The 21,493-nt window shown below is 33.8% G+C and carries 21 protein-coding genes and 1 pseudogene; 14 read left to right on the forward strand and 8 right to left on the reverse strand.

Annotation, left to right across the window (positions count from 1 at the left end; translation table 11 throughout):
- Positions 1-40: 40 nt before the first annotated feature.
- The gene (locus tag ACFQ18_RS03545; protein ID WP_204797790.1) at positions 41-586 is read right to left on the reverse strand and encodes a hypothetical protein; all 546 of its coding nucleotides are present in this window, start codon (positions 584-586) and stop codon (positions 41-43) included.
- A gap of 25 nt (positions 587-611) precedes the next feature.
- Positions 612-2,627, reverse strand: a complete 2,016-nt coding sequence (locus ACFQ18_RS03550) for a DUF6270 domain-containing protein (RefSeq protein WP_204797789.1) — start codon at positions 2,625-2,627, stop codon at positions 612-614.
- A gap of 767 nt (positions 2,628-3,394) precedes the next feature.
- Here ACFQ18_RS03550 and ACFQ18_RS03555 point away from each other — a divergent pair.
- A complete protein-coding gene (locus ACFQ18_RS03555; RefSeq protein ID WP_204797788.1) occupies positions 3,395-4,057 on the forward strand; it encodes a hypothetical protein in 663 nt (220 codons plus the stop codon).
- A gap of 340 nt (positions 4,058-4,397) precedes the next feature.
- On the opposite strand, the gene ACFQ18_RS03560 is transcribed toward ACFQ18_RS03555, so the two are convergent.
- Positions 4,398-4,610, reverse strand: a complete 213-nt coding sequence (locus ACFQ18_RS03560) for a hypothetical protein (RefSeq protein ID WP_204797787.1) — start codon at positions 4,608-4,610, stop codon at positions 4,398-4,400.
- Positions 4,611-5,470: 860 nt separating this feature from the next.
- Here ACFQ18_RS03560 and ACFQ18_RS03565 point away from each other — a divergent pair.
- On the forward strand, positions 5,471-6,412 hold the full coding sequence (locus ACFQ18_RS03565; RefSeq protein ID WP_204797786.1) for a Kiwa anti-phage protein KwaB-like domain-containing protein: 942 nt from the start codon (positions 5,471-5,473) through the stop codon (positions 6,410-6,412).
- Here the strand turns inward: ACFQ18_RS03565 and ACFQ18_RS03570 are convergent.
- Positions 6,390-6,962 (reverse strand): hypothetical protein, encoded by a 573-nt coding sequence (locus ACFQ18_RS03570; RefSeq protein ID WP_204797785.1) that lies wholly within the window; start codon positions 6,960-6,962, stop codon positions 6,390-6,392. The two genes, ACFQ18_RS03565 and ACFQ18_RS03570, sit on opposite strands and share 23 nt — an antisense overlap.
- Before the next feature lie 154 nt (positions 6,963-7,116).
- Here ACFQ18_RS03570 and ACFQ18_RS03575 point away from each other — a divergent pair.
- Positions 7,117-7,355: pseudogene (locus tag ACFQ18_RS03575) on the forward strand (transposase); the annotation flags it as partial.
- A gap of 207 nt (positions 7,356-7,562) precedes the next feature.
- Here ACFQ18_RS03575 and ACFQ18_RS03580 read toward each other — a convergent pair.
- The 3 genes from ACFQ18_RS03580 to ACFQ18_RS03590 all read right to left on the reverse strand — a co-directional run bounded on the left by ACFQ18_RS03580 (position 7,563) and on the right by ACFQ18_RS03590 (position 9,402).
- Positions 7,563-8,051, reverse strand: a complete 489-nt coding sequence (locus ACFQ18_RS03580) for a competence protein ComK (protein ID WP_204797784.1) — start codon at positions 8,049-8,051, stop codon at positions 7,563-7,565.
- Positions 8,052-8,173: 122 nt separating this feature from the next.
- Positions 8,174-8,653 (reverse strand): excalibur calcium-binding domain-containing protein, encoded by a 480-nt coding sequence (locus tag ACFQ18_RS03585; RefSeq protein WP_204797783.1) that lies wholly within the window; start codon positions 8,651-8,653, stop codon positions 8,174-8,176.
- A gap of 497 nt (positions 8,654-9,150) precedes the next feature.
- Positions 9,151-9,402 (reverse strand): helix-turn-helix domain-containing protein, encoded by a 252-nt coding sequence (locus tag ACFQ18_RS03590; protein WP_047184567.1) that lies wholly within the window; start codon positions 9,400-9,402, stop codon positions 9,151-9,153.
- Positions 9,403-9,870: 468 nt separating this feature from the next.
- On the opposite strand from ACFQ18_RS03590, the gene ACFQ18_RS03595 reads away from it, so the two are divergent.
- Entirely contained in the window at positions 9,871-10,545 is a 675-nt protein-coding gene (locus tag ACFQ18_RS03595) for a LuxR C-terminal-related transcriptional regulator (RefSeq protein WP_204797782.1), read from the forward strand.
- A 219-nt stretch (positions 10,546-10,764) separates the two neighbouring features.
- Positions 10,765-11,001 carry a hypothetical protein gene (locus ACFQ18_RS03600; protein ID WP_204797781.1) on the forward strand — a complete coding sequence of 79 codons (237 nt, stop codon included), beginning with the start codon at positions 10,765-10,767 and terminating at the stop codon, positions 10,999-11,001.
- Between the two features lie 164 nt (positions 11,002-11,165).
- On the opposite strand, the gene ACFQ18_RS03605 is transcribed toward ACFQ18_RS03600, so the two are convergent.
- Positions 11,166-11,480 (reverse strand): helix-turn-helix domain-containing protein, encoded by a 315-nt coding sequence (locus ACFQ18_RS03605; RefSeq protein WP_204797780.1) that lies wholly within the window; start codon positions 11,478-11,480, stop codon positions 11,166-11,168.
- Between the two features lie 604 nt (positions 11,481-12,084).
- Between ACFQ18_RS03605 and ACFQ18_RS03610 the strand changes: the two genes are divergently transcribed.
- The 9 genes from ACFQ18_RS03610 to ACFQ18_RS03650 all read left to right on the forward strand — a co-directional run bounded on the left by ACFQ18_RS03610 (position 12,085) and on the right by ACFQ18_RS03650 (position 21,291).
- Positions 12,085-13,026: a sugar phosphate isomerase/epimerase family protein gene (locus tag ACFQ18_RS03610; RefSeq protein WP_204797779.1), complete on the forward strand. Its 942-nt coding sequence runs from the start codon at positions 12,085-12,087 to the stop codon at positions 13,024-13,026.
- Between the two features lie 74 nt (positions 13,027-13,100).
- Complete coding sequence (locus tag ACFQ18_RS03615; protein ID WP_204797778.1) at positions 13,101-14,426, forward strand: ABC transporter substrate-binding protein; 1,326 nt, start codon at positions 13,101-13,103, stop codon at positions 14,424-14,426.
- Positions 14,427-14,550: 124 nt separating this feature from the next.
- The gene (locus tag ACFQ18_RS03620) at positions 14,551-15,474 is read left to right on the forward strand and encodes a carbohydrate ABC transporter permease (protein WP_204797777.1); all 924 of its coding nucleotides are present in this window, start codon (positions 14,551-14,553) and stop codon (positions 15,472-15,474) included.
- 16 nt (positions 15,475-15,490) lie between these two features.
- The gene (locus tag ACFQ18_RS03625; RefSeq protein ID WP_204797776.1) at positions 15,491-16,294 is read left to right on the forward strand and encodes a carbohydrate ABC transporter permease; all 804 of its coding nucleotides are present in this window, start codon (positions 15,491-15,493) and stop codon (positions 16,292-16,294) included.
- A 170-nt stretch (positions 16,295-16,464) separates the two neighbouring features.
- Positions 16,465-17,970 (forward strand): xylulokinase, encoded by a 1,506-nt coding sequence (gene xylB, locus ACFQ18_RS03630; protein ID WP_204797775.1) that lies wholly within the window; start codon positions 16,465-16,467, stop codon positions 17,968-17,970.
- Positions 17,971-18,034: 64 nt separating this feature from the next.
- Complete coding sequence (locus ACFQ18_RS03635) at positions 18,035-18,793, forward strand: SIS domain-containing protein (protein ID WP_204797774.1); 759 nt, start codon at positions 18,035-18,037, stop codon at positions 18,791-18,793.
- Positions 18,794-18,921: 128 nt separating this feature from the next.
- The gene (locus ACFQ18_RS03640; protein ID WP_204797773.1) at positions 18,922-19,059 is read left to right on the forward strand and encodes a hypothetical protein; all 138 of its coding nucleotides are present in this window, start codon (positions 18,922-18,924) and stop codon (positions 19,057-19,059) included.
- Between the two features lie 720 nt (positions 19,060-19,779).
- Positions 19,780-20,325: a sigma-70 family RNA polymerase sigma factor gene (locus ACFQ18_RS03645; protein WP_257456160.1), complete on the forward strand. Its 546-nt coding sequence runs from the start codon at positions 19,780-19,782 to the stop codon at positions 20,323-20,325.
- A gap of 129 nt (positions 20,326-20,454) precedes the next feature.
- Complete coding sequence (locus tag ACFQ18_RS03650) at positions 20,455-21,291, forward strand: DnaD domain-containing protein (RefSeq protein WP_204797772.1); 837 nt, start codon at positions 20,455-20,457, stop codon at positions 21,289-21,291.
- The last annotated feature ends 202 nt before the right edge of the window (positions 21,292-21,493 follow it).

Below are 21,493 nucleotides of genomic sequence, written 5' to 3' on the forward strand. Positions count from 1 at the left end.
TGATTCGGACACAACCTTTCGTTAGTTTAATATTAATGACTTAACCAAGTTGTGTCCATAAATCTATACTACATCTATGTAGTATTAATTTATTATTGATAATATTAGCTTGTTTTATCTTTAATACTTTTCTAATCACATTGTAACTTTCACTTTGTAGATTCATTAAATTATTGCAATTAATGGATAGTCCGTTTTTCTCAGTGATATATGGTATGAATGCATTTTCCCCTTTATTATAAATGGGTTTTTGATAACGTATCACCTTTGATGCTACAGGAGAGTCGAAGAAGCCCAACCTTTGCACAACAGTTTTATTATTAGTCTTATATTTTGAGTAAAAATCCCAACGACCTTGAGTTAGAGTCTCTAATTGGTTAACGGGTATAGTATATTTAATTGTCCTGCCTACTAAATCAAAACTATAATCAAGAGTAATGGAAGTTTTTGTTTTTCTATTTTTAAGTAAGAAACTAATTATAATATCGCTATTAATGGATTCTTTACAAATTCCGATTTCTAATTTTTTTCCATTCCATACGAAATAATCTAAGGTTAATTTAGATTGGTTATTACGTACCTTCATTGATCCTGATCATCCTCCTAATGAGTTAAATTAATCGTTCATTTATTGTAATTACTTTTAATAATTGTTCCATATATTTTTTGTAGTAACTGCTCTCAAAATGATGGGGACCTGGACTTACGGGATGATCAAAACTACCAATATAACCAAACTTATTCATATCTATGAAATGGGCTTCGGGTAAATTGTTTAAAAAGTAGTTATTCATATAATTCCATACGTTGTTAAAATGAATGAATTCTTCTTCACTAATGTTTCCTTTTTTTATAAACGATTGTATACTTCCATTCTTTTCATAATATTTATCTGTTAGCCCGCCAGAATTTAAAATAATTTTGTTTCCTGGAATAATAGTTTTAATTTTATTTATAAATTTTAGACAAGCATCTTCCCATTTATTTAGAAAGTCATTATGTCGGTTATTTATTGGTGTACCGTGAGTTGCTAAATAATCTTTGTAGTATTTAGAACGTTTTATAGAACTATTCAAACCTATTACCTTATCGTCTCCTATTTTTATAACTCCGTGAGTTGCATCTACGAAAAAGTCTAATATTAAGTAATCAATTTTTTCCTTTTTTAAATCGGAAAAAACGGATTTATTAAATTCCCTTTTGGCGTGCGTAATATCGGATTCATCAAGATCATTAAAATAATCATTATTAAAAGGTATTGGATTGCTTATCATACTTATAATTGAAGGTTGAAAATTTGTATAGCTCACCTTAAAATACCTTTTATAATCGGGGTTAAAGTATTTCTTTGTGGAATTGAAAGCTGATCTAGAATAACATGATCCCAATATTGCGATGTTATATGGCCTCTTGTTACTATTTAGTTTAACTTTTAGGTTATCGTCACCTAATACTCTTATCGAGAACTTATCGGCTTCAAGCTTTTCATCTATTTTTTGAGCTGCTTTAACGCCTTGGATATATTCTCTGTTATCTATGATAAATTTTACTAATAGATAAATTTCTTCTTGTCTACTGTTATTGATACTTGAAAGACTTGTTAGGTTTAATGTTATTTTTGTTTTATTTCCAGCTTGCTTTATGTGTTCAAGAGATTTTAACTTTTGATAAAACATTTCTGTTTTTACACTGAACTTCTTACTAAGGAAGAATTCTATTTTAGAAGGGACCAGGTTATTCAAATCCTCTAAATTCACAACCAAATTAATAGCATTATCTTTTACTAGCTTATACTCTTCTATTACAACCACAGGATTATTTTTTTCTAATCTAAATATTATGTTTTGGTTTTTAGTTTTAAAAAAAGATAGGGAAAGTATAGAATCTAAATTTAGAGCTTCCTTGTTCTCCAAAGAATCGTTCTTTTCATTAGATTTAACTGGTACATCATAAATTATATTACTAACCTTATATTTTGCTAGAAGTCGAAATTTTACCATTTCTTTAAAGGAATTACTTATGCTAATATTATCAGTAGTTATGGCGTACTGATTATGACCATTATGAGTAAGCGTAAAAGTTTCCTTTTTTAGACCAGATCCTTCTTCTTCTAACGTTAATACCTCTGGATAAGCCTCATGAACCATTGTTTCACTCAAAGTCACTACTAATTCTTTATTACTTAATTGGATATTTTCAACATAAGGTGTTGATTTCTCTACTAGTATTTTAAAAGACAACTTATTCCCTTTTGTTATATATGGTTTTAATTTAACTTTATTATCAATATTTACGTAACCATGTGCTTTATTAAATTCTTCTTTACTAAAAATATGTTTAAGTACATGGTAATTATTTTTATATTTAATATGAAGGTCTATAATGTTCTTTTGTCCTTTTAATAAAGGGAATTCAGTTAAAAACAAGATAGGATCAAAATTAATAATATAATTAAACCCATTACTAGTTGGTTTAACTACTAATTCTTCACTATACTCAATCGAATTCCAGATATCTTTATCTCTAACTCTAAAGCTAACTAATAAGTCATCTATAATATCCTGTTCAGATGAAAAAGAAATATGAAAGTTTCCTTTGTGCAAGTCAAAGTATTTTATTTCAAACATATTTTTAATACCCCTTTTTTTTATTATCCATCCCTTGTATTTTTTATTTGCAATATAAAATAGGACTTATATCCTCTATTGGATATACGGTAATAAATTCTTATATATAATTAATAACAATAATAGATTATATCATATGAAACCATAGTGATGAATGGTTTTTTTTGGTACCCCTTCAGTGAAATTAATAAGGTAAGTATAAACTTATTTTAAAATAAGAGAAAAACTTTGTATAAAAACTTTTAGTTTAGCATTTTTGCGTACATGATAATAACCTATTTTTGGTTCTGATGAAAATTGTTTATCGAAATTAGAAATAACGAATATGGATTTTTATTTAAACATACTTCGTTTTGTTTTTTCATTTAATGAGGGTAGCATTCCTTTGAAAGCTATCAAGGGTAAAGGATTTTCCCCTTCTTTCGTCGTCCCTTGACACCTCCCAAATACGTGCTATGTAAAAAGTTCATCAAATCAAAATTTGAAAAATGGGATGGTGTCTGAAGACTTAGAGTTAATTTTAGATAATCTCTCCTTATCCGCCTTCATATGTAATAAGTCTCTTTAAACACGCTTGTTTAGTTGATTCGGTTAATGGTTGTATGTAAGCTTCTTTTGCTATAGTAAGTAATCCATAATACCGCTCATTTATTGAACTATGTCCAAAATTTCTGGTCACTATTATATAATTCTCTTAAAAATCAATAGTGGTAACAATTACCTAATATGATAAAATTGAATAAAGTAAAAGTAGAGGAGAAGTGTTAATGGGGAACAGGTTAGGTAATAAAGGTTATATAAGTGTTAGCCATTTAGTTTACATTATTATAATTTTTGTAATCGTGCTTTCCTTTTTTCTTATAATAGCATTTGGTGGGACAGATAACGCTAGTAACATGATGGGAACTGCATCAACCGTTTCCTCGCTGATTTTATCAGTAATTGCAATTGTCATGACTTTAATCGATGTGGCAGGGCAAAGACAATCTATTATGGACTTGAAAGAAACTGCTGATAAGTTACGTGTAACAAATAAAAGTGCATATGACTTAATTCAAGATCTAACAGTAAAGATGGCTGATCTGCACGAGTTAAGAGAATCGATGGTTAAAATAATGACAGAATCAGATGAATGGAAAAAGGAGTTTGTGAATGAAATAAAAGACATTATAAAAGATAAAGAGGAAGTAAATTCGGATGACATAGAGTCGCTTATTAAAAAGTATGTCCAAAAAAACGAGGATATAAAACAGAAAGATAAAAATTCCGGTAGTCTTGGTCTAGCTGGTCTTGTTGGTTCTTATAATCCTTCTAGTTTTCGTGGTGTTGGTAGTTGGATGGGCAAGGACAAGGAAGAGGAACTACAAAGGAATCTTATCAAGTTATCTGAACTTATCAATAAAGATAAAGAAGGAAAACCTAACAAATAGAAATACTTAAAATATGATAATCACCGTTTCAGCATCCAATAAGGGTGCTTTTTTTATTACTAAGGCTTGTTGTCCGATATGTAATTACTTAAATAATGAACATCATAGAAGGAAAATATAACTTATTGTCGAATTATGGTGATGAAAGATAGGGTTATTATGGACAAAATAACTTTTTATAGAAATATTTGGGAGGGTTTTACCGGCCGCTTGAGTATTTCGTTAAAAGAGAACCACTTTAAAGGACTGAGAACCAGTTTATCTATTTTTGACCAAATTAATACATCTACAGAGGGGAGAAAAATCCCCACGTTATAGATGTATTTAATGTTATATTAATCTAGTATTTAAAGAATAGCTCGATGAATCTACTATTTTTTTCATAGGCTGGATAATCTTCAAACACTTCATAAACATCACTATGAAGTTCATCATAAGGAATATGTCTCCCTTTAGGCGTTAATTCATTTACTTCTTTTCTAAGTTCAATAACCATTCCTTCTAATTTTCTGAAGTAATTCAGTAAATCAACGATGAGCTGTAAATTATCCATTTCTTCATATCCAGTTTATATATAGGCTTTTTCATTTTAGTTCAATGACCTCCTTCTGCTTTGTCTCATAACTATAAAAAATCATAGAATGGATGTATCATTTTTACTCAGTTAAAGTGGTTAACTATTTTTTATACCGTGACGTTCTCGCATAGATACTTGTCCATCAATAAATCACATCTGACAATACTCCTCCCATAATAGAGTTAGCGTCACTCCTTTCTTAGCTAGTTCTCTGTGAATATTCTCAAAATAAGTCATTCGATGATTTTGAGCTTTAGACTTTTAGGGAATAGCCAACCCTGTAAGTCACGGTCCGATACATCATCTGAAAGAGGCCAAGAAATATCACACTCAATAACTCGGTTTAAATACAGAGGTGACAGTGTTTCTTGAACATCCACAGCTGGAAGCAATGCTCCTTTTACTCATCCCTTGACTATTTAGCTTTAAAATGTCACGAAATAACCCCCTATAATAAAAATTCACTGAAAATCAGTGTATCTTTATTATAGGGGGTAGTTCTCTTTCCATGAATCTGGTTCAATTCTGCCGATACAAGTGCACAAATTGTCCGTGATGATGGTTCTATTTGAATGAAATATTCACTGATGAAGAATTTAAGTTATATGCCGTAAAACTTGGACAAGAAAAAGGCCAAAGAAGGTTTCACAAACAGCTAGAGAATTTGACTTTGCCGAACAAACTCAGCACAATAACAATGGAAATTCATAAATTTTACTAGTAAAAGGCACTAAAGACACCTTGAACTGAGAGTCTTAATACCTAAATTAATTGAATTAACACAATATGATATAATAAAGGTATAATAAATTTAAAATTTTAATGGAGTTGGTTCAATGTCGTATGATTTGTTAATAGAAGGATTAGAGATGGTAAAGACTGTTAAATCATGGTCACTAGACGTGATAAATTATAATCATAAGTCAAGGCCGTATGAATATACATGCTATTCACTCAATTTCCAGTCTGACGAAGTATTAAAAAATACAATAAACGATATGTGCTCGAAATTTAATTCAATTATAGATAGATATGGAAGGAAAGTTCAAGAATATACCGGGGCGAACTCTAAAAATGTTGTGGATAAGATTAGTGTTTCTAATAAGTTGATTTCAAAACCTTGGGATTCTTTAATTCAAAGCCTTAGTGTTTCTGATGATTACACAAAATTGAAAGAAATAAAATCAAAAGCTTTTATTTTTGTTGGAACATATAATGATGATAGTAATGATCAAAATATTTATTTGCTATCGAGAAAAAATCCAATCTACACATACAAAAAAGATAGAGCTAAGATTTTCGAATCAAGGCATAACAAGATTAAAGAGATTAGCGAACCACTTATTCAATTTGGTAAAACTTTTGACGCATTAATATATAAAGACACCTTATATACTATTAATAATAATTTTGAGAGTATTTTTCATATGGAGTATTCTCATAAAGTAGTTTGTAAAAACTCCTTACAAACTATTAGGGAAGCTAATGTTATAAAAGACTTTAAATCTTATAATTCCTTTGCACTATCTGGTCAACATCCAAAAAAATTTATTACTTTTGATCCTAGAATCATAGATAATATTCAGCAGGAAAGCAACCTAAAAATTTTAGTGGACGAGCTTAAAATCCCATACGATTATACAAGTAAAAAATTCGATTTAATTGACGAAAAGCAAGCTGATGTCTTTACAAAGGCTATTTGCGGGAAAACTAAATATAATATGTTTACAGACGGTGTTTGTGAGGTACCTAATTCTATCCCTTTAAATCTTTCATAAGATGAAATGGTTTATTAAGTGAAGCTACCTCAATAGTGTTACCTCTTTGAGAGGATATGTTATTTCTACTAATAACTATTACTTGGGTAGTCTTGACATTTTGTTCAGGTTTCCACTTTAATTCGCAATCAAAAAATTTATATCCATTAATTTCAAATATTAAGTTTGCGTATATGTTATTATTTCTGACACATAAGAAAGCCAAAATTATGAAATAAATCAAAAATTGAACAACCTCACTCCACAGAGTAAAATCAAAGGCAAAAAGGGGTAACACATAGGATAGTAAAAATTCCGATGTTATTCCTTTTTCCTGTCTAACTTCTATGACCTTGTATGGCTTATATTCAGAAGCCTTTATACTTGACATGGATTTTAGAATGATAAGTATTGAAAGAATATTAAGTGTTATTATTGTTAGTATACTAATATATTCTGTTAAAAGGTTCACATCATGTTTTATTATATTCAGTGTGTCAATAAATATTACCGTAGCCCATAAAGGGATAAACGATGTAATAAACATTGCTAATTTGAATAGTTGCCCCAAGAAAGCCACACCTCCTAGCACCTATATTGTATCATATTTTTAAAGTATAATATTCTTCGGTTATCATCAATACACTCTTTATTATTGACTAAAATTGGGCAAATCGAATTGGGATTGTATAATGAAACCCAAGAAATAGATCGGAGTGTTTTAAATGATAAAGCGTAAAAGTTATGACAAAGAATTTAAATTATATGCTGTAAAATTTGTAGAAAAAAAGGTCAAAAAATTTCAGAAACGGCTAGAGAGTTAGACTTAGCTGAGCGGACTTTACACAACTGGGGGAAAAAGTATCGTTATGAATCTGACACAGGCCTTGTTGGTAGTGGTAATCTCAAGCCAGAAGGCAAAGAAAGTGAACTTCAAAAAAGATTACGTGACTTGAAAAGGAAAATGCTATTTTCCAAAGGTTTATAAACAATTACAATAATTACCACGACTCATTTTGGTGAACACTACCACATGAAGTTATAGTACACAAATAAAGTGTTTTTATTTTAACATATGAGTTCCATGTTCAGGGATTTAGTGTCACTCTTAATATGTTTATGCAACCATATGAACGGGACTGTAAATAAATGTCTAAGGCACTATACATGACTAGCAAACCACTACACTTTTATTTTGCCAATCTAAATACCCCTCCATACATTCCAACGTCCGCTCCATCTGCTTTTTCAATACATAAGGAGATACATCTAGATGAAGGATTTCACCACTTTTAAAAAGAATGGTTGAAGAAGGATGATTGGTGAGGCTTTTTTCAATCCGAAGAACATGATAATAGGAGATCCAGCAGCAGTCAAAATGGTTGGTTGCATGCGTGGGGAAGAAGTAAAGGTTTAGGTGTGGATTAATCGGTATGGGGACTTTTCGTTTGAATCCAGTGTTGTGTTGGACAGCTTCCCTTACACCTTCATATGTAGCAAATCTTTCTAAACAAGCTTGTTTAATCAGTTCGAGCGGTTTTTGCTTTACGTAAATATCTCTATCTGGTTCTTTCACAATGGTATCGTAATCTTTATGATTTGAGGGTAATAGGGCCATGGTGTTTGAATGAATGGAATAATGACTTAAGATATCTTTCATAGAGGATGGCTCCTTTTGATTGATAGTTGTGGAATGGGAGAAGGAAGATGCCTTCTCCATTTAACTTTTAGAGGAATAATGCGAATATTTTTCAGTACTATTTCGATTCTGTATTTTATTTGTTACTCACACCCAATTCCGTCCACATCTCTGTCTAAATGCGGTCCGTACCCAGGATCGCCGCGATGAACAGGTGCTGCTCCTGCTTCTCTTGCGGTTGTACAATTTTTATAGTAAACATTCGAACTGGTATTGCTAGAGCTGGAAGCGGAACTTTTAGTAGAGTTGTTACTAGTAGATTGACTTGTAGTCTGGGTACTTGCCTCTACACTTGCTACTTTACTATTAGCCGATTTAAGTTCTGTTTCGAGATTTGCTACTTTGTTATTTAAGTCTGTATTTGTTTGAGTTAGTTTATCTACTTTTTCATCTAAATTTGTATTTGTTTCTGTTAGTTTTGCTACTTTGTTATCCAAATCTGCGTTTTTATTATTTAGTTCGGCTACTTTTTCTTCTAATGTATTCTTTTCATCCTCCAGGGATTTCTTTTTCTCTTCCAAGGATTCTATCTTTTTCTCGAATTCAATCCCTTTAGTTTCCAACTCTTCTTTCTCATTTTTATAATCTGTTACTTTACTTTTTAGTTCCTTATTTTCCAGTTTAAGAGTGTCATTTTCGTCGGATAGGGATTGATTCTGTTTTTCTAATTCGTTTATTTGGGCTAGTTCGTCTGTGTCAGCGAAGGCTACCCCAACTATAAATAGACTAAATCCACCAAGAAGTGCAGTATAAAATATTTTTTAGACAATATCCTTTGTTTATCTTTTATTTTTTTAATAAAGTGAACAATTATGTAAAGAATAGAAAAAATAATAGCTAGAAATCCTAATAGTGCAATGAAGATCATTTAAATTCTCCTTTTTATAAAATAGTTAACGGCGTCTTTGGTAGGGAAATTTTTTTGGTTTGGATTAATCTAGGGAACATGATTGTGAGAGAATCAACAGCTTTTCTTGCTTCGTGGGGAGGGGGATAAAATACTTAGAAGTGGTTTAATTTGGGTTGTAGAGGGAAAGGGGGCACCAAAATTAGGAGCAGTTTATTTATCCGGGAAATCTTCAATTATTTCATCGATTAACTCGTCAATGCTAATATCTAACTTTTCTCGTAATCTAATAGCTGTTATAAAATTTGGAAAAGCATTGCCACGTTCTAATTCACCTAACTGTTTCGGATCTATTCCAATTATTTCAGCAAATTCTTCTTGAGTTTTCAGCATCGACTTTCTTTTTTTATAAATGGCATCACCAACAATGTAAGCCCGGTATTTATACCTTCTATTATCTTTCAATGATATTCCCCTTAGTTTTTAAAGTTATTATCCGTTGAATGAAAGCGCGTGGACACCGTGTATACACCCTATTTCTTGCATTAGGGAAACAGATTTTATAAAGGGAAACTGTGGATGGATATAATTTTAATAAAGTGTCATTTTGGCCTTACAAATAAAAAGCAGATCTTACTTTAACTAGGGAAAGCAAGATCTGCTAGATTTTAAAACAAATGTTTGATCTACAGACTTATTTCATTTTATATGGCAAGGCATGTATGGCTTAAATCAATTGATTGAGTTTCCCTTCAACACGGTGTAATAGGTACAACATAAATAACAATTAGAAAAATAAAAGAGCATTATACTACTAAAGATAATTATCCAATTATTTGGAGTATGTTGGGAAAACGGTTTCAATTATTTTTTAATCGATTATACTTATTATTAAGAATTTAAGATTGGTCATTATCTTTTGGAGGAATTAAAATGAGTGATAAAAAAATCAGGATTGTGTTAATTGATAATCAGAAGTTGTTTCGCCAAGCTCTTAAAAGGATTTTAGATCATGAATTGAATTTTGAAGTTGTTGCAGAAGGTAATAATGTTGACGAAGCTAAAAAGTTAATACAAGAGAAAAATCCAGATATTGTATTAACGGAAATTAATATTCCAGGGATAGAATCAATCTTTGAAGAGTGTTCTTCACATGTGAGGGTTATCATTTTATCTGATCATGATGATGAATGCTTTGTTACACAAGCATTAAAATTGGGTGCGCAAGGTTACCTCCTCAAAGAGATGGATATAGAATCATTAATTGAAGCTATAAAAATAGTGAGTGATGGTAGTTCATATTTACATCCAAAGGTTACACATAATATTGTTAAAGAGTACCGGAGGTTAGCAAGAGACAATGCCCCAAATCGCTTAAATAAAGTAGGATACCATAAGCAACCGCTACATCTATTAACAAAACGGGAATGCCATGTACTACAGTTACTAGCTAATGGAAAAAGTAATAGAGAGCTATCAGAAGAATTAGGCATAAGTCAAGCAACAGTGAAAAACCATGTTGGTAGTATTTTACAAAAAATGAATTGTAACGATCGTACGCAAGCTGTTGTTACTGCTATTCGTAATGGTTGGGTGGAGATAAATTAATTGGTTAATAGTTAAAAAGCTGCAAGAATTGATGAGATGTTAATCCCATTGATTCTTGCAGCTTTTTTATTAGGGAATAATGGTTCTTGACGTGATGGAAAGAAATATATATTTGAATAAAGTACTAATCGGTACCTATATGCGTACAACCTTTTATTTAAATACTTAGTAAACTATATATAACAAATTATGAAGACAATTAGTGAAAAGGGTGGTTATATGAAAAAAGAGTTATCTATTAAGCAGGAACTCACGGATGAACTACACACAAAATGGATATTATCCGATATGAAAAATCGACTTGTTCAAATCATTTGTAATCTACTAGATGATCAGGTGTATATCGAAAATGATATTATTTATTCATTATTAGAGGTAGTAGAATTAATAGATTTAGAAGAGAAAAAGGTTAATCCAAATGCGGTAAAAGAGAAATTAGAGAATTTTGGGATCTAGGGCAATGTGTGAGACAACATTAAGTTTGATTTGTTAAAGCACATAAAAAGTCCACAGATACAGGTTTGTCGTTTCGATTGTCATATCAGTTAATGTTGCAGGGATTTTTAATGAACTTTTAACTACAAAACAAAAAGACCGCGATAAACACGGTCTTTAGCTTCTCAATCTTTCACAAGATTTAAAAACTCATTTAGTTTTATTCTAGCTTCAGGGCTAAGTGTTTTAACAGTATCCATTAATTGGATTAGATCTATTGGTACATCTTCCATATCGGTTGAAAAGAAGGATGATAGATTTGTATCAAGTGCATGTAGGATTCTCTCTAGCATATCTATATCAGGAATCGCACGACCATTTTCGAAACGGCTAATATAGGATTGTGAGATGTTAACCTTATTAGCTAGATCTTGAGTTGTTAAATTTTTCGCTTTTCTTAGTGTTTTTAGTCGGATACCAATTCTATTATTATCTACCATATTGTACTCCTTTATCGTAGATTATCTAACTATAGTTTAGCTTGTCTAATAGAAAAGTGTAGAAGTAAATTGATATTAGAATTAATAATCATAATTTAGTTGACTTTTAGAATTAATAGTCATAAAATGCAGATAAATGGTATTCTTTCAAAGAATTTTGGAAATCAAATTAATTGATTTGGAGGTGTACCATTTATTAAAGGCTTTTTGATTGTTCTTTAAAAAGAAGGAGGTGAGCTTATTGAGAAATAGTAGCTGCTAAACCCAATAGTAAAAACTCATTTTTAAAAAATTTAAAAGAAAACGATTGCAGAAGATAATCTTACGTCAGAAGTTGCCGATAGAGTCGCTCAAACAGTCTAAAAACTATAGATGCTGAATTTAGGTTTAGAAATAGGTGATTCATTTCTTTCTATAAAATGATTGTCGTTTGTTGAAATAACATCCCAATAAAATATGTTCATTCACTCTATCGTGCAGATCGGTTTAGGTTTTCAATTGAGATTGAGAGTTTAATCATTAAAATTTTTTAACTTAAGTGGTATAGACATTAGTACAACTATATATTGATATTTATTATAAAAAAAGAAAGGTTGGAATTGAATTGACAAATAAATTAAAACTGTCGTTTGAAGTATGGCCAAACATGCCATGGGGACGTTTAGATAACTGTGGGCCAGCGTGGAATTCTTGGGGAGATAAATCTCTTGATTGGTGTATTAATAGAATTGGAGAATATGGCTATGAAGGTTTTGATGTTGTATTTCCGAAAATCCAAGAAATACAACCAAGTGATTATGAAGATCAAGTTACTAAAATTAAACAAGCAGCAAGCAAGCACAATTTAGCATTTGCTTCCATTGCTTGTCATACAACATTCGTTTCACCACGTTATTTTGATCGTGAAAACGGAATAGCAAAATTTAAAAAGGCTATTGACGCAGCAACAGATATGGGAGCCGAAACAGTTGTGACATTGCTTGGAGATGGGTACTATGATCCCCCATTATATAATCTAATTACACGTCAAGAAGCATGGAATCAAGCCGTTACAGCTACACAAGAAGTGGCTGATTATGCGAAACAGTATAATATCGATGTTAGTATTGAGTTGCTTCAAGGGACGATTATTAACGATATTCCATCGATGCTAAAATTCTTGGAACTAGTAGATCGCTCCAATGTTTACTGCTGCGTTGACGTTGGAACATTCTATACAACCGTTAAACCAAAAATGCCGATTAAGGAAGCTATTCAAAAGCTAGGTGATCGTATTAAAGTTGTCCATGTGAAAGATGAAGTTGGGTTCCCTAACATTATTCAATCACAGCATGTGTGGTTTGGTGGCGGTTATGTAGACTTTGTTGAAATGACAGAAGCACTTAAATCAGTTAATTATAAAGAATACAGTAGTGTTGAATGGGAAGCATGGCAAGCTGGTGGATTATTTGGCGTAGGTGAACCTTCAGGAATTGGACTTTCTGACTTTGACCGTGTGGCAAAAGAATCAAGAGAATATTTGTTAGATAATGGCTGGGGAAAATAAACAAAAAATACTTTATCATTCCTCCATGCTATGAGGGCGTGGAGGAATGATAGAGCGTTATATGGAGGATGAATATGAAAAATAGACTTAACGTACTAAGTTTCATTCTAATCTCACTTGTTTTGCTATTAGCGGGTTGCGGAAATTCGAATGAAACAGGTAACTCTGATTCAAATAGTGATAAAGGTGTAGTAGAGCTAACCATTTGGCACATGGAAGAACCACCTAATCGTGTAGAGATATTTAACCAAGTTATCGAAAATTTCAACAGTGAAAACCCTGATATTAAAGTTAATGCACAAGTTCAAAGTTGGGATGATGCATATTCTAAATTCCCGGCAGCCATACAAGCGGGTAACGGGCCAGATTTACTTTTTACCTTACCGGACTACACAACATTAATTAAAGATTTAGAAGTTATTCAACCTATGGATGACATTGTGGCAGCATTGGATGAAAAACATGATTTTATTGATGCTTCTTTAGACCCGTATCAATATGATGATCACACATGGGCTGTTCCAATCTATGGTTTTGTACAAGCATTATGGTACAGGAAAGATATGTTTGAAGAAGCAAATATTGAACCACCTGCAACCTGGGATGAATTAACGGCTGCTGCGAAGGCACTAACTAAGGATGGCGTCTATGGTATTGCTTTACCAGCATCTAAATCACAAGCAACAGATCAAGTATTATACAGCTTCTTAGTATCAGGTGGCGCAAAAAATATAATTGATGGTGAAAATAACATTACGTTTAATACACCTGAAACGATAAATACCTATAAGAAGTATGTTGAATTACTACAATATTCACCTGTAGACAGTAACACCTATACATGGGGAGAGCCTCAAGCTCAATTTAACAGTGGAAAAGTTGCAATGGCTATTGAAAAGGGACAATATTTAGCTCCTTTTGAAGAAGAATCTGGATTATCTGCTGATCAACTAGGAGTTGTTCCAATGCCTATTGCTGAGCATGGTGAGGTTGGAAGTATCTACTATTCTAATGGAATAATGATGCTTACAGATGATGAGGAGAAACAAGAAGCTGTAGAGAAATTCCTTACGTATCTTTATGAGCCAGAGAATTACACAACCTTTGTCAATGCAGAACCAGGTTTATTCTTACCTGTAACAACAACAGGTGTTGAATCCGATCTTTATTGGGAGAACCCAATTATATCTAAATATTCGGAGCAACTAAATGTGCTCATTGAAGCATCTCAAAATGGTGCCCTATTTGGATTCACTAATGGCGTCTCTTCGGAAATTGGCCAAATTACAGGACCAAACATTATTTCACAAACACTTGAGCAAATTACCGTTAATGATATGTCGGTAGAAGAAGCGGTAGAGTGGGGACAGCAACAAATGGAAGCAGCAGTTCAAGAATAACAAAAGCGGTCTACACTTGGATTTTTTGGTGTCATGATTTTCTAGATACTTATATTATGAAACCTTGAAACTTTCAATTGCGTTTAAAGCAATTTCTGATCTCATATAGATAGGAGGTAAAATCTTGAAAAATAATGAAACCTCGGTGTTCACAACAAGTAAGCAAAAGAGAGGGTTTAAGGATTATCTAGAAATAAGCTTTCCTTATTTATTAATTGGGCCACTTGTTATTTGGGTACTTGCAACCGTGTTCATTCCCCTTTTGTCAGTGGTAAAAGAAAGCTTTTATAGTACAGGATTTGTTGGATCAACTGGAGAATTTATTGGTTTTGATAATTTCAAGAATGCTTTAACAAACCCCAATTATTGGGGCGCTTGGGGAAAAAGCTTATTTTGGGTTATTGGGAATATGTTCATTCAAACCCTTTTAGCTTTTTCCGTTGCCCTACTATTAAATAGAAGTAGTAAAATTTCTAAGTTAGCTCGTACGTGGGTCATTGTTCCATGGATTATTCCGACAATCGTTGTCGCTATCTTTTGGCAATGGATTTTTAATGGATCTTATGGAATACTAAATCACTTGTTGTTGTCGTTTCATATTATCGATCAACCATTGAACTTACTTGGGGATCCTAATTTAGCATTACCAATCATTGTAATCATTAATAGCTGGCACTGGTTCCCATTTCTAGCTATCTTAATTTTGGCAGGCTTAGCAGGTATTCCAAAAGAAGTTTATGAGGCTGCTTCAGTTGATGGAGCCAATAAGTGGCAAGAATTTTTCCATATTACATTACCTTCTCTTCAAAATCTAACGTTTGTGCTAGGACTTGTCGGAACACTTTGGATGTTTAACATATTTGATTTAATTCAAGTATTAACAGAGGGTGGTCCAGCCGGATCTACCAAAACAATTCCTGTATTCATTTATCAGGAAGCTTTTGAAAACTATTCTTTAGGTAGCGCTTCAGCTATGTCGTTAATCACAGCAGTGATACTAGTCATCTTTGCAATTGTTTATATAAAATTCGCTTCACCTAAGGATTAATAAGGGGGGATATTAGTTGAAAATTGTCAAATGGATCTTAGTATCCTTGCTCGTATTATTTATCGCCTTTCCGTTCTACTGGGTCATCATATCTTCATTCAAAACACCTGACCAAATTTTACAGCCAGATTTATGGCCTAAAGAATGGACACTTGAAAACTATCAAATGTTATTAACCGAAACTCCTTATTTAAATAACTTGAAGAATAGTATTATTGTTTCGTTTGGAACGATGGTTATAACAACTATTATTGTTGTCCCTGCTTCCTACGCATTTTATCGTTTGAATTTTAAAGGGAAACAATTCTTTTATTATCTCATATTGGCAACATTTATTTTCCCAACGATGTTGCTGTTAGTACCTGTTTATCAATTAATGAATAGCGTTAATTTAATAGATAACATTTGGTCATTAATTATTATAAATGTAACGTTTGCAGCACCTTTTGCGACTTGGCTTATGAGTGGATTTTTCAAAGATATTCCGGAGTCATTGGATGAATCAGCAGCAATCGATGGTGCGGGGAAAATTCGAATATTATTCCAAATCATTCTACCTTTAATTGTTCCGGGATTAACTACAATAGCTGTCTATGCGTTTGTTGTCTCTTGGACTGAATTCGCTTTTTCGTCTGTTCTAATTTCAAGTGAGGCTAATCAAGTCCTTACCATTGGAATGAACCAGATTATGGGTCAATACACCATACGATGGGGATGGACAACAGCCGGAGCAGTGTTAACCTTATTGCCTGTTCTTATCTTCTTTGCCTTTGTGGGTCGATATTTCATTAAAGGCTTAACGGAAGGCTCCGTTAAATAGTTAATAACTAATGGATGCTGTCTATTCAACTATACTTTATTCAAAATGTGGGATTAGAAAAGGTAAGTGAAAAAAGGACGCTACTTCGGGGTGTGTCCTTTAGTAAATAAAGATGAGATACTTCCTAAAAAAAGCTAGATTTTTAGGAACACAGAAAGGAGGCAATACAAATGAATAAATATGTTATGGCAGTAGATATTGGTACGACTTCTGTCAAAGTTATCGTGATGAATCAATCAGGAGACATAATAGTCACTGATTCGCACGGGTATTCGATATCTAGCTGTAATCCAGATTGGGTTGAGCAAAACCCTGAAGACTGGTGGCAAGCGTCTCAAAAAGCAATCAAAACATGTGTAGAACATATTAGTACAAATGATATTGTGGCGATATCCTTATCAGGACATATGAGCGCACTGGTTTTTATGAATAGTGGCGGAACTCCCATATATCCTAGCATATTGATTTCTGATACACGCTCTAAGGCGCAAACGGACTATTTAAATCGCTATTATTATGATGACTTTGTAGAAAGAACTGGAAATAAGCCAATTGATGCTTTTACGGTCTCGAAACTACTTTGGATTAAAGAAAACCTTCCTCAATTATTTGGGAACTCTGCCATTTTCGTATTTCCAAAGGACTATATTCGTTATAAATTGACTAACAAATTCGGGACAGAACCTACAGATGCTGGAAATTCATTATTATATGATCCTTTTTTGAAGGATTGGAATTGGGAATTGATTCAAGAGCTTGGTCTTCCAACACATATTTTTCCTGAATTATATGATAGTCTTTCTATATTTGGGGGAGTTTCCAAACAAGCAGCTAAACTAACAGGTCTCCGTGAAGGAATTCCTGTTGTGACTGGTGGTGCCGATATGGCATGTAGTCAGCTTGGTACAGGTGCAATTGATGATGAGACAATGGCAATTACGTTAAGTACATCGGGGCAAGTCGTCATACGTGTTCCGACGTTTCATAAAAAAGGGATAGGTAAGGTCACGTTTCACAATAGTGTTCTAAAAGATACGTTTTATACAATGGGGACATTATTTACAGGAGGATTGGGTGTAGAATGGGCGTACAAGCTATTACACAATAAGGATGTAATGTCTAAAACTGACTACCAGAACTTGACCCTTTTAACATCGGAAATGAAGGACTATAACCCTGGTAGTAATGGTCTTTTATTTTTACCATTCTTAGTTGGTAGTGCGACACCATATTATGATCCACACGATCGAGCAGCGCTCATTGGCCTGGGGTTAAACCAAAAGAAATCATTAATACTTCATTCTGTACTAGAGGGAATAAGCTATAACATTCTTGAAAATGTAAATGCCATAAAAGATATGGGAATTCATGTTGAAACGATTCATATTGGCGCTGGTGGAAGCCGCAATAAGATATGGTGTCAAATGATTGCGGATATTATAGGATGTGACATTGTACCACTTGCAAATCGTGATGCTTCATCACTAGGTGCAGCTATTATTGCCGGAGTTGGAGTGGGGTTGTTTTCATCTATTGAAGAAGCGGTTCAGAGTATAGTAAAAGGAAAAGAATTACTAACATATGATGAGGATAAAAATAAAACCTATCAGACACTATTTGAATCGTACCAAGCAATTTATCAATCGGTTAATCGTTATTTTCATCAAATACATTAAAGCTTTTACGATGAGGGACTTTTTTAATGATGGGTACTAAACATATATTATGGGGGCGAGAATGATGATTAAAAAGTATTTTGATAGCGTAAGAGACATTTTATCAAAGGTAGAGGAATGCGAATCAGAAAAGTTAAATGAAGCGGCGGCTAAGGTAGCAGAAGGTATTGAAAAAGGGGGGATAGTTCAACTTTTTGGATGTGGGCATTCTCACATTTTAACTGAAGAGGTATTTTATCGTGCAGGTGGATTAGTCCCAATAAAGCCAATTTTAGTTGAGCCACTGATGCTTCATGAAGGTGCTGTTCGTTCCTCTCAGCTTGAGCGACAAAGTCACCTCGCGGAAACCTTTTTAAAAGAACAAATTATAGAGCCAAATGATGTCGTTTTTGTCATATCAACATCGGGCCGAAATCCTGTTCCAATTGATGTGGCTCAATATGCAAAGGAAAAGGGAGCGTTTGTCATTGGTATAACATCTATTGAATATTCTCAAAGCCAACCTTCACGTCATCATAGTGGAAAGCATTTATTTAATTCAGTTGATCTAGTACTTGATAACTTTTCTGTAAAAGGTGATGCGGCGTTAACATATGAAAAAGTAAAAGTGCCGTTTTCTCCAACATCAACAGTTATGGGCGCTATAATTTTAAATAGCATTTTTGCACAAGCGATTCGTTTGATGGCTGATCAGGGATTTGAGCCTCCAGTCTTTTTAAGCGGCAATATAGAGGGTTCTGACGGATATAATGAGGAATTAGTCAAAAAGTATGAAGAACGAATCCCATTGCTTACTTTAAATGTAGATGAGTTAAGTATATAAAAATTATATAAGTTTTGGGTGGATCATTATGGTAAACGTTCGTGTGAAAATGGGACCGAATATTTATGGTTAGAAGGGTGCTATTAAAATGGGGATATTAAAGTTGATGAGAAAAAGAGGGGCATACTTTGGATGCAAGTAGCATTTCTGATGCTCCATTAGAGCTGAAACTTCAATATAGCATGCTACCATGGTTGGTTGATATGCATATCTTTGGTGCGTGTGATTCAGATACAATGGATGAGGCTGGGACAAAACTCCAGTAATTAAAAATTAAGGCGTTGGAGCTTACACTAAAAAGTGTAGACCCCACGCCTTTTTTTGTCGTTATTTTAATAACCAAAAAGGACACCTTTTGATAAAATTAAAGTGACCAAACAATAATTTTGGAGGTGTCCTTATGTTTAAACATTATACCATGAACCAAGTAGTTTTGCCGCTAGATTTAGAAATGTATGTGTCAAGTTTTTCGCGGTGTGACATAAACAGGTGATTTATCTATTATTTTTAGTTACACACAAACGACCGTACAGGTAGATTTCAAACAAACGTTTGATCCATTTCTTGATATCAATTTTTACAAAATTGGACAGAAATGTGGACCGGTTATTGCCTGGGGTGTGGTCCAAAGAAAGAACCACAGTACGAACCGAAGTGCGGACACATTATATAAACAAAAAGAAACAAAACGAAATAGAATCTAATACTAATGGGGATGGCTTGGCTGGAAATTTAATCAAGCTGTCCTTTTTTACGTTTTCGACAAAAATAGACAAAAACAATATAAAAAATATGAAAAAACTAGCTAACTTACAAAACCTCTTGCAGAAACGTCATTTCTGCAGAAAAACAGGGGAGAATCTTGTAGAAACATGTCGGAGTTTGTCAGAAATGCGAAGTTAGCAACCTTTACAGTTTTCATCGGTCTGATTATGCTAGATGCGGATATCACATTTTGCCACACTGAAAAAAAGGAGGTTTTGTACTTGAAGAAAAACGACGACTTGTTTGAAGATATTTTCAAACAAAATGAGAAACGTATTTATTATCACATGCACAAGCTTGGCATTCGAGATCCGTATGGGGATTTTTATTCGGAAGGGATGTATGCCATGTGGACAGCCTACCAGAAATATGAGCCCAATAAAGGCCCCCTCGCCACTTACTTCAACTACACCATTCGCAATCGCCTCATCGATCTTATCCGGAAGAAAACCAATGATGAAGATAACGAACAAAACTATGTGGAAAAGGAAATTTTAACTGCCTATGACGGAAATAAATATGGCGACTCGAAAATGCCAATCCTGGACACAAGTGGAATGGATATGGAAGATGGCGATTCCTGGGAGCGCGTATTTTCTCTGCTTACCGAGAAACAGCGGAAATGGGTGTATTTTTATATCATTCGGGATATGTCACTGAAGGAAATTGCAGAACAGGAACATGTATCTGTGGAAGCTGTGAAAGACTGGGGGAAGCAAGCGAGGAAGAAATTGCGAGCTTATTTTAAAGACAGTGATGGGATTTAAATTTGGTAGACGTGCTATTCGTTTAGCATAAAAAGCCTTCCCTGGGACTTGGATTCACTGAAAAGTCTGGGGGAAGGTGAATTTTACGTGAAAGTAAAATCTTGGAGATGGAAGGAAAGGGAGAGAAGGATGAATTACATAAGGGAAATGAATGCTTTTTATGATTCGCTGGAATATAACCCACTATCTAGTTCAGCAGTTGCTTTATGGCATGCGTTGATGCATATGAATAACAAGACGAGGTGGAAGAGCGAATTTCGTGTAGCTGGAATGGTTTTAAGGATCAAATCTGGTTTGAATGAATCTAGTTTTAAGAGAGCGAGAACGGAGCTAAAGGAAAAAGGATACATTGCTTATGAACCTAAAAGGGGCAATCAAGCACCAGTTTATCGAATGATTAGTTTGATAGAGAATCGTGAAGACGCGCAACAGGTGGATTCGGTTGGGTATGAAGTAGATGAGAATTCAACTGAGACGGAACTACCTAGGGAAAGGGAAGCACGGAAAGGGATGGCAGAAGAAACGGTAACGAAACAGGAGGCTGGGGAAGGAGAAGTATTTCGTTTCTATCAAGAAAACTTTGGAGTCATGAGCCCATTCGTCATCGAGTCCATGAGTGATTGGGTGGACGATGTAGGAGAAGCATTAGTGATGGAAGCGATGAAACGGGCATTGGAGCAAAATAGGACAAGTTGGGGTTATGTGAAAAGTATCTTGCAGGCATGGAAAAAGAAAGGGATTCGAAGTGTGGATGCAGTACGAGCAGAAGATGTGGAATTTCGAAAAAGGAAACAACGGCGGCGGTATCACTATTTTACCAGTGGGAATCGTGAAGAGGTGATTCCGGATTGGTTTAAGGAACAGAGGGAAAAGCGTGAGAATAAAAGGATGGAAGTTGATCCGGAAGAAGCGGAAGTGACGAGGTTGAAGATTAGGAGGTTGAAGGAGGAGTTGGGGTATGTGTAGAGCGTAAGGGGGGGCGCGTCCAATGTGTTAGACCTTATCGAGAGCGGGAATCCGTTACTCGTGCGTATTTCCAAAGTCGCCTTCATAGGGGAGACGACAACTGGACGATTACCCAACCGCCAAATATGCTTCAAAAATCTCAAGTTTGCCGATGCTAGCAATTTTTCCGCAATCTTTATAAAAGGACGACGAATGAGCCTAG

Origin of the sequence: Oceanobacillus caeni (genome assembly GCF_042678465.1) — a bacterium.
In the GTDB taxonomy this organism is placed as follows: Bacteria; Bacillota; Bacilli; order Bacillales; family Amphibacillaceae; genus Oceanobacillus; species Oceanobacillus caeni.

Excerpts from the sequence above, each read along its gene's own strand:
- ACFQ18_RS03550 (WP_204797789.1), bottom strand. The coding sequence starts at position 2,627 with ATGTTTGAAATAAAATACTTTGACTTGCACAAAGGAAACTTTCATATT.
- ACFQ18_RS03650 (WP_204797772.1), top strand. The coding sequence starts at position 20,455 with ATGAATTACATAAGGGAAATGAATGCTTTTTATGATTCGCTGGAATAT.
- xylB (WP_204797775.1), top strand. The coding sequence starts at position 16,465 with ATGAATAAATATGTTATGGCAGTAGATATTGGTACGACTTCTGTCAAA.
- ACFQ18_RS03555 (WP_204797788.1), top strand. The coding sequence starts at position 3,395 with ATGGGGAACAGGTTAGGTAATAAAGGTTATATAAGTGTTAGCCATTTA.
- ACFQ18_RS03545 (WP_204797790.1), bottom strand. The coding sequence starts at position 586 with ATGAAGGTACGTAATAACCAATCTAAATTAACCTTAGATTATTTCGTA.
- ACFQ18_RS03635 (WP_204797774.1), top strand. The coding sequence starts at position 18,035 with ATGATTAAAAAGTATTTTGATAGCGTAAGAGACATTTTATCAAAGGTA.
- ACFQ18_RS03565 (WP_204797786.1), top strand. The coding sequence starts at position 5,471 with ATGTCGTATGATTTGTTAATAGAAGGATTAGAGATGGTAAAGACTGTT.
- ACFQ18_RS03615 (WP_204797778.1), top strand. The coding sequence starts at position 13,101 with ATGAAAAATAGACTTAACGTACTAAGTTTCATTCTAATCTCACTTGTT.
- ACFQ18_RS03605 (WP_204797780.1), bottom strand. The coding sequence starts at position 11,480 with ATGGTAGATAATAATAGAATTGGTATCCGACTAAAAACACTAAGAAAA.
- ACFQ18_RS03560 (WP_204797787.1), bottom strand. The coding sequence starts at position 4,610 with ATGGATAATTTACAGCTCATCGTTGATTTACTGAATTACTTCAGAAAA.
- ACFQ18_RS03600 (WP_204797781.1), top strand. The coding sequence starts at position 10,765 with ATGAAAAAAGAGTTATCTATTAAGCAGGAACTCACGGATGAACTACAC.
- ACFQ18_RS03595 (WP_204797782.1), top strand. The coding sequence starts at position 9,871 with ATGAGTGATAAAAAAATCAGGATTGTGTTAATTGATAATCAGAAGTTG.
- ACFQ18_RS03580 (WP_204797784.1), bottom strand. The coding sequence starts at position 8,051 with ATGAAAGATATCTTAAGTCATTATTCCATTCATTCAAACACCATGGCC.